The organism is Arthrobacter sp. Z1-9, from assembly GCF_054792695.1.
In genome coordinates this window covers 2,347,601-2,362,337 of the sequence record NZ_CP096456.1, presented here as the reverse complement: position 1 = coordinate 2,362,337, position 14,737 = coordinate 2,347,601, and the positions used below count along the sequence as shown (strand labels likewise).

The window sequence follows — 14,737 nt, the reverse complement described above, 5'->3', positions numbered from 1 at the left end:
TGGCAAATGTTCAGCAGAGGAGCATAAATTGTCACCTGACCCAGCAGTGCCCGGAGGCAGACGACGGCGCGTGGCCGTCATCGGCAGCGGCGTGGCCGGCCTGACTGCCGCCTACGTCCTCAACCGGGAGGACGACGTCACCCTTTTCGAGGCGGACACGCGGCTGGGCGGGCACGCCCATACGCACGATCTTCCGCAACCGGACGGGTCCGTTGTCGGCGTCGACACCGGCTTCATCGTCCACAACGAGCGGACCTATCCCACCCTGCTGCGGCTGTTCGCTGAGCTGGGGGTTCAGACGCAGGACTCCGAAATGAGCATGTCCGTCCGGTGTGACGGCTGCGGCCTGGAGTACGCCGGAGCCCGTGACGGCGGCCGGGGGATCATTGCCAGGCCCTCCAGCCTGCTGCGGGGACGGTATCTGCTGATGCTGCTGGAGGTGACGCGCTTTTACCGCAAGGCGCGGGCGCTCCTGAAGACAGATCCCATCCCGGCGGCCAGTCCGCATGCCGCCCATACGGACCTGACCCTCGGGCACTTCCTGGAACGGGAAGACTTCAGTCCATATTTCATTTCCCACTTCATGACCCCTGTGGTCAGTGCCGTCTGGTCCTGCGACTCCACTACCGCGCTGGCCTACCCGGCCCGCTACCTCTTCACTTTCCTGGACCACCACGGGATGCTGGGCGTGAAGGGTTCGCCGCAGTGGCGGACCGTCACCGGCGGTTCAGCCCGGTACGCGGAGAAGCTCGCCGCCACGCTGACGGATGTCCGGCTCAGCACTCCTGTCACTGCCATCCGGCGCCGGCCGGAAGGGGTGGAGCTCGCAACCGAGCACGGGCTGGAAGACTTCGACGCCGTCGTGATTGCCACCCACCCGGCCCAGGCACTCGGGTTCCTCGCCGACGCGACGCCGGCGGAGAAGGAAGCGCTGGGCGGGATGCCCTACTCCGTGAACCACACCGTGTTCCACCGGGATCCGGCTGTCCTCCCCGCCGCCGACAATGCGAAGGCGTCCTGGAACTACCGCCTGCCGTCCTGCGATGCCCGGCCGGACAAGGTCCTGGTCACCTACGACCTGACCAGGCTGCAGCGGCTGGACCCGGTTGACGGCAGGCCGTACCTGGTGAGCCTGGGGGAGTCGGAGCTCATTGACGATGACGCCGTAATTGAGCGCATGGTGTACGAGCACCCGCAGTACACCCCGGAATCGCTGCAGGCGCAACAGGCAATTGCCGCACTCAGCGACCACCGGATTGCCTACGCCGGCGCCTATCTGGGCTGGGGCTTCCATGAGGACGGTGCGCGTGCCGGCGTCCGGGCGGCCGAATCGCTGGGCCGCTCCTGGCATCCCGTCCTGCCGGCCGACGACTCAGGGGCGTCGGATGACGGCGAACGGGAGCTTGCTCCCGTGGCGGAACCCGCATGACCACCGGTGCAGCCATCTACCGCACCTCCATTTCGCATGTACGGCGCACACCTCTCAAGAACGCGTTCACGTACCGCAGCTATAGCTGGTTCGTAAATGTGGACAGGCTTCCGCGGCTTCCGTTCCTGCTGCGGCCGCTGGCCGGGTTCCGCGCGGGGGACCACCTGGGCGATCCGGGCGACACCATCCGCAGCAACATTGAACGATACCTGCGCACGCAGGGGATAGAGCCCGACGGCGGCCCCATCGACATGCTGGCCAGCGCCAGGGTTTTTGGCTACGTCTTCAATCCACTCTCGCTGTTTTGGTGCTACCGGTCCACCGGGGAGCTCGAGTGCGTCGTGGCTGAAGTCCACAACACGTACGGGGAGCGTCACTGCTACCTCCTCCGGACGGATCCGGCGGGGCGGGCTGCTGTCCCCAAGGCGTTCCATGTTTCACCCTTTAACAACCTGGACGGGCAATACCTGATGAAGCTGCCGGCGCCGGGGGAGCGGCTAGCCGTTTCGATCGTGCTGGACCGTGAAGGCCACAGCCCGTTCGTGGCCAGCATGGACGGCACACGCCGCCCGGCCACGGTCCCGAACATCCTGGCAGCGGCCCTTGCAGTGCCGGCCGCGCCGTTGCTGGTATCCGCGCTCATCCGGGTACAGGGCATCAAACTCTGGGCCAGGCGCCTGCCTGTCGTTGCCCGGCCACATCATCCCTCACAGGAGGCAGTTCAATGACACTGATCGACGATAACGAAACAACTGCAGCTCCTGTCCTGGATAAAGCCAGGCACAACGCTGGACGTTCGGGCGTGGCCGCCGCGCACTATGCCGCCGTCTGGACCGCCGCCGGAGCCCCGGCGTCGCCCGCCGCCATCGATCCTGAGGTATGGCCGGAAGTTGCCCAGCCGCCGTCGGGCGCCAAAGCGGCAGTGGCAGGCAGGGCTGCGGGTCTCCTCTTCAAAGGGGCCGTGAAGCGGCTGCCCCTGCGTGTTGAGTACCCGGACGGCACGGTCCTGGGCACCGGCGGCGCCGGCGGCCCGGTGATGGTGATGGTCCGGCCGGAGGCATTTGAAGCCAGGATCGGCGACAACGGGCTGATCGGGCTGGGCGAGTCGTTCATGGCCGGGGACTGGGAGGCCAGCGACCTGGCGGGCGTCCTGGAAGTCTTTGCCGCCTCGGTGGATACGCTGATTCCCGTGCCGCTCCAGAAGCTGCGGGCCCTCTACCTGCCGCGCACGCCACGGCAGGAACGCAACGCCGAGCAGAACACCCGCAGCAACATCTCGCGGCACTACGACCTGTCCAACGAGCTGTTCTCCACCTTCCTCGACTCCACGATGAGCTATTCGTCGGCGCTGTTTCCGCTGGAAACCGGACCGCTCTCCGCTGTTGCCTATGAGGTGCTGGCCGAAGCGCAGCAGGCGAAGATTGAAAGACTGCTGGACAAGGCAGGCGTTGGCGCCGGGACCAGGCTTTTGGAAATCGGTACCGGCTGGGGCGAACTGGCGCTCCGGGCTGCGGCCCGCGGCGCCATCGTCTACAGCGTCACCCTCTCCAGTGAGCAGCAGGCACTCGCGCAGGAGCGCATCGCGGCCGCCGGTTATGCGGACCAGGTGACGGTGGCGCTGCAGGATTACCGGGCCGTGGAGGGCGAGTACGACGCCATCGTCTCCGTTGAGATGATCGAAGCGGTGGGCTACGAGTTTTGGCCCATCTACTTCCAGACCATCGACCGCGTGCTGGCGCCCGGCGGGAAAGTGGCCATCCAGGCGATCACCATGCCGCACGGGCGGATGCTTGCCACCCGGAACGCCTACACCTGGGTCCACAAGTACATCTTCCCGGGCGGATTCCTGCCGTCCGTGCGTGCCATCGAGGGCGTGACGCAGGAGCACACCACGTTGCGCGTGCGGGAGCGGATGGGCATGGGGGACCACTACGGCGCCACCCTGCGGCTGTGGGAGGAACGGTTCGTGGAGCGCTCGCGCGAGGTGGGGGAGTTGGGGTTTGATGCGGTGTTCCAGCGGATGTGGTTGTTCTACCTGTGCTACTCCCGGGCGGGCTTCCAGTCCGGCTACCTGGATGTGCAGCAGATCGTGCTGGACCGCCGGGAGGTCCAGCTCTAGCAGCCGGAACTGCCGGCGCCGCGGAGGTGCCGGCAGCCGCCGTCGTGAAGGTCAGTGGGGTTAGTCACCACAAGGGGTTCCGAAGGTCACTTCGGGGCCCCTTTGGGCTGTCCCGGGAGGCGCGGAACCTGCCCTTGGGCTGCGGGCGACACGCCGTCTTTTCCTCGACACGCTGGGCGTTAAATGTGGCTAAGTACTCCACAGGATGTGGATTGCGTCCGCAAAAACAGCGGGATTCCGGACATTTTGCAGGCCCCTCCCTGTGGATTAAAGGTGCATTAAATGACATACTTGTAATACATCATCTAGGGGTTCCAAAGAGGCGTCTGCACTAGATGTAGTATCTAGGTACAGCTTGGGCGGGAACACCGGACGAGCAAGTTTTCAGTAAAGGGGACAGGAACCATGACCGTAACGGTTTACACAAAGCCTGCTTGTGTTCAGTGCAACGCCACCTACCGGGCGCTCGACAAAAAGGGCATTACCTACCAGAGCGTTGACATCTCCCAGGACGCCGAGGCCCTCGAGCGCCTGAAGGCACTGGGCTACATGCAGGCCCCCGTTGTGGTCACCGACCAGGACCACTGGTCAGGCTTCCGCCCGGACAAGATCGAGGAACTTGCGCTTTCCGCAGTTTCCTCCGTGGCCTAGGGGCCACACTTTTTCTGCCGGCAACCAACAACCAGCTGAGGTGACTCCCACGGCCGCACCAGCAGCCCAGGAATTCTACACGGCACAGGAATCCCGCACCTCCCAGGATGTTCACGCGGCTCAGCGCGTGGGGGATCCCGGGGCGGTTCCGCCGGTTGTCACCAGCAGCCAGCTCATCTTTTTTTCCTCGGCATCCGAGAACACCACCCGCTTTGTCTCGAAGCTTGGCCGCGAGGTGGCCCGGATTCCGCTGTTCGCCAAAGACGCACCCCTCCTCGCCACCCGGCCGTTCGTGCTGGTGGTGCCCACCTACGGCGGCACGGGAGGAGAGGGTTCTGTCCCGAAGCAGGTCATCCGGTTCCTGAACATTCCGCAGAACCGGCAGCTGCTCCGTGGAGTCATCGGCGCCGGCAACACAAACTTCGGGGACACCTACTGCCTGGCGGGGGACATCATCGCTGCCAAGTGCGGAGTACCGCACCTCTACCGCTTCGAATTAATGGGCACGCCAGACGACGTTGCCCGCGTAAACAATGGATTGGACACGTTTTGGACACGACTGTCGCAGACACAGAAGTAACCAGGGCCCAGAAGCCCGAGATGCCCGCCGCCTACAAGGGCCTGGGTTATCACGAGCTGAACGCGATGCTGAACCTGTACGGCCCCAGCGGCGAGATCCAGTTCGAAGCGGACCGCGAGGCCGCTCACCAGTACTTCCTGCAGCACGTGAACAACAACACCGTGTTCTTCCATGACCTGGAAGAGAAGCTCGAATACCTGGTCAAGAACGACTACTACGAGCGCGAGACGCTTGACCAGTACACGATGAACTTCATCCGTGACCTGTTCAACCGCGCCTACAAAAAGAAGTTCCGCTTCGAGACCTTCCTGGGCGCGTTCAAGTTCTACACGTCCTACACACTGAAGACGTTCGACGGCAAGCGTTTCCTGGAGCGCTACGAGGACCGCGTGTGCATGGTTGCCCTGCACCTGGCCCGCGGCAACGAGCAGCTCGCCCTGCAGATGGTGGACGAGATCATCGATGGCCGTTTCCAGCCGGCCACCCCCACGTTCCTGAACGCCGGCAAGAAGCAGCGCGGCGAGCTGGTTTCCTGCTTCCTGCTGCGCATCGAAGACAACATGGAGTCGATCGGCCGGTCCATCAACTCCGCGCTGCAGCTGTCCAAGCGCGGCGGCGGCGTGGCCTTTGCGCTGACCAACATCCGCGAAGTGGGCGCGCCCATAAAGCAGATCGAGAACCAGTCCTCCGGCGTTATCCCCGTGATGAAGCTCCTCGAAGACAGCTTCTCCTACGCCAACCAGCTCGGTGCCCGCCAAGGTGCCGGCGCCGTGTACCTGCACGCGCACCACCCGGACATCTACCGCTTCCTGGACACCAAGCGCGAGAACGCGGACGAAAAGATCCGCATCAAGACCCTCTCGCTGGGCGTTGTCATCCCGGACATCACGTTCGAGCTGGCCAAGCGCGACGAGGACATGTACCTGTTCTCCCCGTACGACGTGGAACGCGTCTACGGCATGCCGTTCTCCGACGTCTCGGTCACCGAGAAGTACTACGAGATGGTGGACGATTCCCGGATCAAGAAGACCAAGATCAAGGCACGCGAGTTCTTCCAGACCCTCGCCGAGATCCAGTTCGAATCCGGCTACCCGTACATCATGTTCGAGGACACCGTGAACCGGGCCAACCCGATTGACGGCAAGATCATCATGTCCAACCTGTGCTCGGAGATCCTCCAGGTTTCCCAGCCCACCACGTACAACGATGACCTGTCCTACGCGGACACCGGCAAGGACATCTCCTGCAACCTGGGCTCGCTGAACATCGCCAAGACCATGGACTCGCCGGACTTCGGCCTGACCATTGAGACGGCCATCCGCTCGCTCTCGGCTGTGTCTGACATGTCCAACATCACCTCGGTGCCGTCCATCGCCAAGGGCAACGACCAGAGCCACGCCATCGGCCTGGGCCAGATGAACCTGCACGGCTACCTGGCGCGCGAGCGGGTCCACTACGGGTCCGAAGAGGGCCTGGACTTCACCAACATCTACTTCTACTCGGTGGTGTACCACGCGGTCCGCGCCTCCAACCTGCTGGCCATCGAAACCGGCCAGACCTTCGGCGGCTTCGAGAAGTCCAAGTACGCGTCCGGCGAGTTCTTCGACAAGTACACGGAGCAGGAATGGCTGCCGCAGACCGAAAAGGTCCGCGAGCTGTTCAAGAACGTGCATATCCCCACGCAGGCTGACTGGCTGGCGCTGAAGGCTTCCGTTATGGAGCACGGCATCTACAACCAGAACCTGCAGGCTGTTCCGCCCACCGGCTCAATCTCCTACATCAACAACTCCACCTCCTCGATCCACCCGGTGGCGTCCAAGATCGAGATCCGCAAGGAAGGCAAGCTGGGCCGCGTCTACTACCCGGCCCCGTACCTGACGAACGACAACCTGGAGTACTACCAGGATGCGTACGAGATCGGCTACGAGAAGGTCATCGACACCTACGCCGCTGCCACCCAGCACGTGGACCAGGGCCTGTCCCTGACGCTGTTCTTCAAGGACACCGCCACCACGCGCGACATCAACAAGGCCCAGATCTACGCCTGGAAGAAGGGCATCAAGACCATCTACTACATCCGTCTCCGCCAGCTCGCGCTGGAAGGGACGGAGGTGGAGGGTTGCGTCAGCTGCATGCTGTAGTTGAAGCTTCAACCAAATCCTGACAGTACGACGGCGGGTGCCCGCCCGCCGTCGTACGCTTTAACTTAGAGAAAACCACCCAACGCATAGGGGATGACATGACCGAGAAGGTCAAGCTGCTTAGCCACGTAGAGGCCATCAACTGGAACCGCATCCAGGACGATAAGGACGTGGACGTCTGGAACCGTCTGGTCAACAACTTCTGGCTGCCGGAGAAGGTGCCGCTGTCCAACGACGTCCAGTCGTGGAACACACTGACGCCGGCCGAACAGCAGCTCACCATGCGTGTGTTCACCGGCCTGACGCTGCTGGACACAATCCAGGGCACCGTCGGCGCAGTCTCCCTGATTCCGGATGCCCTGACTCCGCATGAAGAAGCCGTGTACACCAACATCGCCTTCATGGAGTCCGTGCACGCCAAGAGCTACTCCTCCATCTTCTCCACGCTGGCCTCCACCAAGGAGATCGACGAGGCGTTCCGCTGGTCCACGGAGAACGCGAACCTTCAGAAGAAGGCGCAGATCGTCATGGACTACTACCAGGGCGACGACCCCCTGAAGCGCAAAGTTGCCTCGACGCTGCTGGAGAGCTTCCTGTTCTACTCGGGCTTCTACCTGCCCATGTACTGGTCCTCACGGGCCAAGCTGACGAACACGGCTGACCTGATCCGCCTCATCATCCGTGACGAGGCCGTGCACGGCTACTACATCGGATACAAGTTCCAGAAGGGCCTCGAAGGCCTGTCCGAGGAACGCAAGCAGGAGATTAAGGACTACACCTTCGAGCTGCTCTTCGAGCTGTATGAAAACGAGGTCCAGTACACGCATGATCTGTATGACGGCGTCGGCCTGGCCGAGGACGTCAAGAAGTTCCTGCACTACAACGCCAACAAGGCCCTGATGAACCTGGGCTACGAAGCCATGTTCCCGTCCTCTGTTACCGACGTGAACCCGGCCATCCTCTCGGCCCTGTCCCCGAATGCTGACGAGAACCATGACTTCTTCTCGGGCTCGGGCTCGTCCTACGTGATCGGCAAGGCTGTTAACACTGAAGACGAGGATTGGGACTTCTAGACGACGACGTCCGCGATCCTACTGAGCGCGAACGCTAATCCCCTCAGACTGCGTCTGCCCATCCAAAGCAGAGCAAATTTCAACAGCCCCGTACGTAGTTCGTACGGGGCTGTTCCCGCACTAAGATGCGAAACCAAGCCTGAGCTCCCTCAGAACAACGGCCAGGGCACCGCGGGCATCGCACGCGTTGGCGCCGGAAAGCGCCCGGCCGACCGCAACCGGGCGCAGCGCTCCGCGAGCACGGCGATCTCTTCGGCGCTGAGCAGGTTCGCCAAGTTTTGGCCCAGCTCACCGTGCAGCGCTGCGCTGACACGTTCGATGCCGTCGGTTTCCTCAGTGGTAAGGGCGTCTCCCAGCCACCCCCACAGCACCGTGCGCAGCTTGTGGTCCTGATGAAAGGTGAGTCCATGGTCCACTCCATGCCGGTGCCCATCGGGCATGGCAAGGATGTGGGCGCCTTTGCGATCGGCATTGTTCACGACGACGTCGAACACCGCCATGCGTCTCAGTGCCGGCGTGTCCTCGTGGACGAGGGCGACCATTCGTCCCTCCTCGTCCTGACCCTCGAGGACGTGTTTCCAACCGCTTTCGGCGACGTCGTCCGTTGCGACGAGGTCCACCGCGTTCTGGTCGGGGTCTGTCTCCTGCCAGAGCTGCACCATTCCCATGCCTAACGGACCATCGCGCAGCCAGGTGCGTGGCACTACGTTCCAGCCGAGGACCTCCGAGACCAGGTAGGCGGCGACCTCCCGGTGGGCAAGGAAGCCGTCGGGAAAATCCCATAGCGGTTTCTCCCCGGCTATCGGCTTATAAACGACCGCGGTGTCGCCGATGGTGCCCAGGAAGGTGGCATTCGACGCCGTCGTGATGCGCCCGGTGAGCGTCAGTTCGGCAGTCAGCAGGTCGGGCGCCGACATCAGACCTCGGGAAGAGTGCAGACATGCCCGTCTGGGTCCACCGGGTAACCGCAGAGCGGGCACGCGGGACGCCCGGCGCCCACCACCTCTCGCGTCCGCTTGGCGAATGCGCGGGCGGCGCCGACCGGCATCCGCACCAGCAACATTTCGGGCACTTCAGCGCCGTTCTCATCAAGCGATTCGTCGTCGTTATCATCGTCGACATCGGTGATCGGGTAGGCCTCGATGACGACCTGCGCTGTCGTCGGGTCCCAACCCAGGCTCATGGCACCGGTTCGAAACTGCTCCTGAACTGCGTCCAGCTGGTCGTTGTCGACGAGCTCAATGGGAGTACTGGTGGGAACACTGTGGGGGTTCCCCTCCACGTTGAGAAGCTGGTCGAGAATCTCGTCGATTTTCTCGGCGAGCAAAGCCGACTGCTGCTTCTCCATGGCGACACTTACGATCTGAGTCCCTGCCCGCACCTGCAGGTAGAACGTGCGCGACCCAGGAACGCCGATGGTTCCAACGACGACCCGATCGGGCCAGTCAAACTCATGAACACGTGTAGGCATAAGAGCATTTTAGGCATATGCGCTTCATGGTGCCTGTTGCCCTGCACCGCCGCCCACCGGCGCATCTCCCGAGTGGAGGCCGTTCGACAGCCAGGAAAGATCCCCGGCGTCGGTGTTGGTCGCGTAGACGCTTGGCCGACTGGCGCTGTAGCGCACGATTGATACGGAGGCAGGGCTCACGTTAATGCGCTGGAACAGGTCGAGGTGCATGCCTAGCGCGTCGGCGAGGATCGATTTGATGATGTCACCGTGACTAACCGCCACCCATACGGCTCCTGGCCCATACTCGGCTTCGAAGGCTGCGTCGTGGCGTCGAATGGCTGCCACCGCCCGGGCCTGCATCGCGGCCATGGATTCACCGCCGGGAAAGATGACGGCGGACGGTTGCGATTGCACAGCCGACCACAGATCTTCGCTTGCGAGATCACTGAGCGCGCGGCCCTGCCACTGGCCGTAGTCGCACTCGGTAAGATCGGGTTCCAACGGCGCGTATGGAGTGCCAGCCTGGCGATCGAGGATGAGCTGGGCCGTCTGCTGACAACGCTCGAGAGGGCTCGATACCACCCCAACCAGCGGCACTGCCGCTATCCGCTCTCCGGTGGAAGCTGCCTGCTCGCGCCCAATCTGGTCCAGTCTGACACCGGCGGCCCGACCGGCCAGCAGTCCAGTGGCATTGGCTGTGGTGCGGCCGTGCCGCACGAGAATAACTGTCGCCATCCACCCAGCCTAGCCACCCGTTCGACGGCGGCCTCCACCTAGGCCCATGAAAAACTTGCCTGCCACGTCACCACTATCGATTATCAAAGGGCATCGGGTGGTGAAGAGGTCACTCGTACCCCTCCAACTGCGCCCGTCCAGGGAGTGTCACCCGGTTCCGGCAGTACCAGATGCGCGAACAGGTAACCCTGTTCAAGGGCGATGACTTGGGACGTGGCACCGGCACAATCCAACTCGAGTTCCACTGGGCGGAAGGGTGCACCGGGATGCTCCTGGCCAACGGAGACCTTCGCGCCTGTTGCACCAACACAGGCAGCGGTAACGGTGTACTGCCCGGCCTCCGGCACCTTCTCGAATTTGCCAAAACCCCTGACCGGCCCGTCCAGTGGCCCAACCTCAAAGAGGAGGACTGGGCCCGGCACCGCCCGCAGCAGCCGGTACAGCTCAGCGTAGTTCTCAGCTTCCTTCTCCAGGACGTCCGTATTGTTGTACGGCTGCGGTGCCTCTGTTGTGGGCGTGGGATCCGCCGTCGGGGTGTTCACCGGCTCAGGATAGCTATAGGTGCACCCCGTCATACCTCCCAAAGAAACCAGCAGGCACAGTGCCAACCACGTCAGGTGCCGCTTGTCCCTCATTCCCACTCTTCAATAGTGGGCAAAGCCGTAGTCCAAAACAACAGGTGCCGGTTGCCCTGTGTTAACTCTTGGGTGGGGGTACGAGGGGGGATCAGGCTGGAGGAAGACCACGACGACGACCCAAGCCCAGCTGCCCAGGATCAGGGCACTGGCTTTACTCGCCCCGGCCACCCTCCCCGGCCCAGAAAGCCTGTGCGCCTGCAGCGGCGTCGCGCAATAGCCTGCCATCCAACGGGATAGAGGTTTCCTCCAACCCAAAGTCGAGCCATTGGGCCACCAGACGAAGCTCGCCGGCAGGAGGGAGAGGCCAAAGCCAGAGCTGGCCCGTGCCCGAAAATTCCTCATCGCCGCCACTGCCTCCGCCGTTGTTCAGGACGAGTGTCGGTGGCTTCGGCTGTTGGCCGGTCTCCATCAAGCCATGCGGCCCGAGGCTTCCGGTGCTGGCCTTCGCCCCATCCGGAAACTGCACGCCGAACAGCAGCCCGGTCTGCCTTTCCCTGCCACGGCGGATGCCCATGCCTGGCTGAAAGAACAGGTGCTGCAGGTCAGCCCAGTCTTCGTCAGACTGCTCCCCGCGGCGGAAGAGCCAGGAGAGGCTGAAGGAGCAGCCGGTCGAATACACGTCGGCGCTTTTGACCGCCATAACCGTTGTTGCGTTCTGGTGCAGGAACTTCCCGAGATGGACTACAGCCGGCAGCTCGTAGGCGGGTGCAGCTGCCCAAGGTGGCGGGAGGTATCTCGTTGACCGTGGTTGCGGCGGCATCGGAGGCACTGGAAAGTCCCTGAAGAAGGTCACGGTGGTCCTTTGTTCGCTGGCTGCGACCGACCAGCGGAGCGTAGGCACAGCCGCCCAGGATCCCCCCATCCGTCCTTACCCCGCCAAGTGTAGCCCTGGCTGGTCGCCAGCTTGAGGACACACGTGCCGGTGTTGGTCAGGCAGGCTCCCAACGCACCGGGAGTTCCTTCAGTCCATAGATGATGGTGCTTTCCATCCGTTCCAAAGGGGCTCCCTGATCCAGGGAGAGACCGGGCAAACGGGACAGTAGGGCACCCAGCGCGATTCTGGCTTCGAGCCGGGCAAGCGGCGCGCCGAGGCAAAAGTGGATGCCGTGGCCGAACGCCAGATGCCGGTTCTGGCCGCGGTCCACGTCGAACTCGGCGGGCCGCTGGAACTGCCGCTCGTCGCGGTTGGCGGAGCCAATCCAAGCCACGATTGGCGCGCCGGCGGGAATCAGTTCCCTTCCCAAGGTAGTCTCCCCGGCCGTCGTGCGGTACATGGACTGAACCGGCGATCGAAAGCGCAGCACTTCTTCTATGGTCTGGGGGAGCAGGGCAGGTTCCGTCAGCAGGCGGTCCATGGCGCCGGGGTACTCAGTCAGGCACAACACGGCGTTGCCGATCAGATTGGTGGTGGTCTCATTGCCTGCGACGAGCAGTAGAGCGCAAAAACCGAGCAGTTCGGGCACCGTCAGCTTTTGGCCGTCAATCTCCGCTGCCAGCAGGGTGCTGATCAGGTCCTGGCCGGGCCGGCTCCTGCGCTGGTCGATCAGGGCCAGGAAGTACTCCGTCATCTCCATGATTGCGGCGTAGTGGTTCTCACTTTCCGAACCCGTCCGCGTCTGGCTGACAATTACATCGGACCACTGTTTGAAGCGCTCACGGTCCTGAGCGGGGATACCCATGAGTTCGGCGATCACTATGACCGGCAGCGGGTACGCCAATTCCTTAATGAGGTCCCCGCTGCCGCGGGCCGCGATCCCCTCCAAAAGCTCGTCGGTGAGCGCGGCAATACGGGGAGCCAGCGCATCCACGGCTTTAGGCGTGAACGCCTGGGTGACCAGGGAACGCAGCTGCCGGTGCCTTGGGGGATCGGTGGCGATCAGGCTCGAGGCGAACAATTGGCCCGTCCCCGATGCATCGTCACCGCCCATATGCGATGAAAATGTTGCATATTCGGACAGTGCCCGCTGAACGTCGTCGTACCGGAAGATGTGCCAACTTCCCGATTGTTCGTCGTAATAGACGGGGGCAGTTTCCCGCATGCGCTCGTAGTGGGGGAAGGGGTTGAGCTGATGTTCAGCGGACTGGATGAAGTCCACGGCTGGCCTCCCTGCTCGCCTGGGCCCTATCGGCCTGACGGACGCCGCGGCCCCGGTCGACTGAGCGTCGAGCCTTGATTTTAGCCAATGCCTGCTCCTGGGTCATTAGCAGGCGGTAAACGTTTGGTTCTGGACCCGCAGTTACCGGTGGATGCGGTCCCGCCAGTCTGCCGGCACTTTGTCTGCCGGTGCAGGTGCCGACTGCTCCAGTGGTCTGGACTGAGGATCCGGAAGCCGCGGGCCACGGAAGAACTTCTTCGTGTTGTGCTGGTAAAACCAGTCCTCCCCAGGTTCAAAGGACGTTATAACAGGGTGACCGACGGTCCGCGCGTGGGTGCTGGCATGCTGCGAGGGTGATGAATCGCAGCGCCCAATGTGGCCGCATTGGGCGCAGCGCCGAAGATGTAGCCACCATCCCGGTGCTCCCACCACCACCACATCGAAGACCTTGTCCGCCGGCGGCGGGCGCGTCACCCCCATCGCTTCGGCAATCTCCAGCGTCCGGTCTGCCATGTCGGACCCTGCAGGGTGGAAAACCCGCCGGGATGTGGTTCCGGCTCAGGGAGTCGCGCAACGTATGAGTCCTTTCGTCGCCCACCTCCCCGATTAACCGGACGGCCTCGAACCCAAGCCCCTGGGCCAGATGCCAGTCGTCGCTGGCATCGGTAATCGCCCGATGGAATTCTTCATCGCGCGATCGTTCCGGACGTATTATCACCAATTCGGCGTACCCCTGCCCGATGGCCCGGAATACGGTGGGGGCGGTGGCGAAGTCACCCCCATGTCACCACCACGCCGCGCTTGGCAGCCGTGGGTGAAAGCCGTAGGCACGCCGCAGGAAGTCGAGCCCACCGCGGTCAGCAGGTCCGTAGCACCGGAGTATGAGGGCGACCGGGCGATTCCAGCGCCGCAGCCCCTCAAGCACAGCCCGCCCGTGGGCGTGGTGGCGCAGGCTACCACCTCGTAGTCGGCACTGTCCGCCGGCAGCGCGGGCCGGAATTGCGTAAGTAACCTACCCTACAAAGGTCTGATCGTCCGTGCCCGAGGCAGGCGAAGGCCCACTATGCTCTAAGCATGGCGGTTCGAGATTCTCCGGGAAATACGACCAAGGGCATCCCTCAGGACCTTAGTCAACGCCGTGGCTGGATTTTGACGATCGCAGTGGGATTCGCCGTCCAGATCCTTAGTGTTGTTATCGGCTTGAAGACAGTGGGGCCGTTGTGCGGTAGCCCGCTGATCCCGCAAAGCCGAGCGGCTGAGATGGCAGACGTGCAGCTCCGGACTACAGGTCTGGCGGCAGAGTGCTATCGGAACATCGACGCCGCGTCGGTTCCGGTCTGGGTGCTCATGGCGTTGGGAGTCGGCCTTGTCCTGACAGGAGTCGCCGTCAGGATCGTCGGTATCCGCAGGTCCATCAATCGCAGCCTGACCTGACAGAAGCAATCACCCGCGTACCTTCCCGGGCCGCATTCGTCGTCGGCTCGGGGTCTGTCCCGTCAGGGGCCGGACACGGCGCCATGGCCTGTGCGGACGGCTGCTGGAGGCTTCGGCAGGAGGGGGAGCCGAAGCCACCAATGAGGACCCGTTCCGACGGCGGCGCAACCTCAGGATGACGAGTACCGTCAAACCAATCCAGGCGAAAGCGGCACCGATAATGAGGATCACCGCAGGGATCGAATCCATGGCTAATTCTAGGGACGGGGCACCGTTGATAGCCGCGTTCACTCCCAAGGGTTATTAACACGTGACAGCAGTGGCACTGTCGTTACCGGTTCATGACCTTCGATACAACTGCTGGATTTCGTCCTGTAGTAGCAAGCAA

The 14,737-nt window shown here is 63.1% G+C and carries 16 protein-coding genes; 9 read left to right on the top strand and 7 right to left on the bottom strand.

Features of this window, described 5'->3' with window-relative positions; genetic code table 11:
- Window positions 1-28 precede the first annotated feature (28 nt).
- The 7 genes from M1D93_RS10905 (at window position 29) to nrdF (ending at window position 7,993) form a co-directional block, all read left to right on the top strand.
- On the top strand, window positions 29-1,429 hold the full coding sequence (locus M1D93_RS10905; RefSeq protein WP_461171587.1) for an NAD(P)/FAD-dependent oxidoreductase: 1,401 nt from the start codon (window positions 29-31) through the stop codon (window positions 1,427-1,429).
- A complete protein-coding gene (locus M1D93_RS10900) occupies window positions 1,426-2,157 on the top strand; it encodes a DUF1365 domain-containing protein (protein ID WP_461171586.1) in 732 nt (243 codons plus the stop codon). Before M1D93_RS10905 ends, M1D93_RS10900 begins: the two co-directional genes overlap by 4 nt.
- Window positions 2,154-3,548, top strand: a complete 1,395-nt coding sequence (locus M1D93_RS10895) for a class I SAM-dependent methyltransferase (RefSeq protein WP_461171585.1) — start codon at window positions 2,154-2,156, stop codon at window positions 3,546-3,548. Before M1D93_RS10900 ends, M1D93_RS10895 begins: the two co-directional genes overlap by 4 nt.
- A gap of 405 nt (window positions 3,549-3,953) precedes the next feature.
- Window positions 3,954-4,199: a glutaredoxin-like protein NrdH gene (gene nrdH, locus M1D93_RS10890; RefSeq protein ID WP_013601222.1), complete on the top strand. Its 246-nt coding sequence runs from the start codon at window positions 3,954-3,956 to the stop codon at window positions 4,197-4,199.
- 127 nt (window positions 4,200-4,326) lie between these two features.
- A complete protein-coding gene (nrdI, locus tag M1D93_RS10885) occupies window positions 4,327-4,779 on the top strand; it encodes a class Ib ribonucleoside-diphosphate reductase assembly flavoprotein NrdI (protein ID WP_461174993.1) in 453 nt (150 codons plus the stop codon).
- A 20-nt stretch (window positions 4,780-4,799) separates the two neighbouring features.
- Complete coding sequence (gene nrdE / locus M1D93_RS10880) at window positions 4,800-6,920, top strand: class 1b ribonucleoside-diphosphate reductase subunit alpha (RefSeq protein WP_461174992.1); 2,121 nt, start codon at window positions 4,800-4,802, stop codon at window positions 6,918-6,920.
- A 98-nt stretch (window positions 6,921-7,018) separates the two neighbouring features.
- Complete coding sequence (nrdF, locus tag M1D93_RS10875) at window positions 7,019-7,993, top strand: class 1b ribonucleoside-diphosphate reductase subunit beta (protein ID WP_163164049.1); 975 nt, start codon at window positions 7,019-7,021, stop codon at window positions 7,991-7,993.
- A 149-nt stretch (window positions 7,994-8,142) separates the two neighbouring features.
- Here nrdF and M1D93_RS10870 read toward each other — a convergent pair whose 3' ends face one another.
- From M1D93_RS10870 to M1D93_RS10840, 7 genes are all read right to left on the bottom strand, one after another.
- Window positions 8,143-8,910 (bottom strand): SCO1664 family protein, encoded by a 768-nt coding sequence (locus M1D93_RS10870; RefSeq protein WP_461171584.1) that lies wholly within the window; start codon window positions 8,908-8,910, stop codon window positions 8,143-8,145.
- A complete protein-coding gene (locus M1D93_RS10865) occupies window positions 8,910-9,464 on the bottom strand; it encodes a DUF3090 domain-containing protein (RefSeq protein WP_461171583.1) in 555 nt (184 codons plus the stop codon). The genes M1D93_RS10870 and M1D93_RS10865 overlap by 1 nt, the downstream gene beginning before the upstream one ends.
- Window positions 9,465-9,488: 24 nt before the next feature.
- Window positions 9,489-10,181 carry a histidine phosphatase family protein gene (locus M1D93_RS10860; protein WP_461171582.1) on the bottom strand — a complete coding sequence of 231 codons (693 nt, stop codon included), beginning with the start codon at window positions 10,179-10,181 and terminating at the stop codon, window positions 9,489-9,491.
- 83 nt (window positions 10,182-10,264) lie between these two features.
- Window positions 10,265-10,723, bottom strand: coding sequence for a hypothetical protein (locus M1D93_RS10855; RefSeq protein ID WP_461171581.1), 459 nt, complete (start codon window positions 10,721-10,723; stop codon window positions 10,265-10,267).
- 247 nt (window positions 10,724-10,970) lie between these two features.
- Window positions 10,971-11,459 carry a hypothetical protein gene (locus M1D93_RS10850; RefSeq protein ID WP_461171580.1) on the bottom strand — a complete coding sequence of 163 codons (489 nt, stop codon included), beginning with the start codon at window positions 11,457-11,459 and terminating at the stop codon, window positions 10,971-10,973.
- A 289-nt stretch (window positions 11,460-11,748) separates the two neighbouring features.
- The gene (locus M1D93_RS10845) at window positions 11,749-12,915 is read right to left on the bottom strand and encodes a cytochrome P450 (protein WP_461171579.1); all 1,167 of its coding nucleotides are present in this window, start codon (window positions 12,913-12,915) and stop codon (window positions 11,749-11,751) included.
- 141 nt (window positions 12,916-13,056) lie between these two features.
- Window positions 13,057-13,428, bottom strand: a complete 372-nt coding sequence (locus tag M1D93_RS10840; RefSeq protein ID WP_461171578.1) for a UBP-type zinc finger domain-containing protein — start codon at window positions 13,426-13,428, stop codon at window positions 13,057-13,059.
- 268 nt (window positions 13,429-13,696) lie between these two features.
- Here M1D93_RS10840 and M1D93_RS10835 point away from each other — a divergent pair, with 268 nt between their 5' ends.
- Entirely contained in the window at window positions 13,697-13,882 is a 186-nt protein-coding gene (locus M1D93_RS10835) for a hypothetical protein (RefSeq protein ID WP_461171577.1), read from the top strand.
- Between the two features lie 182 nt (window positions 13,883-14,064).
- Window positions 14,065-14,349, top strand: a complete 285-nt coding sequence (locus M1D93_RS10830) for a hypothetical protein (protein WP_461171576.1) — start codon at window positions 14,065-14,067, stop codon at window positions 14,347-14,349.
- The last annotated feature ends 388 nt before the right edge of the window (window positions 14,350-14,737 follow it).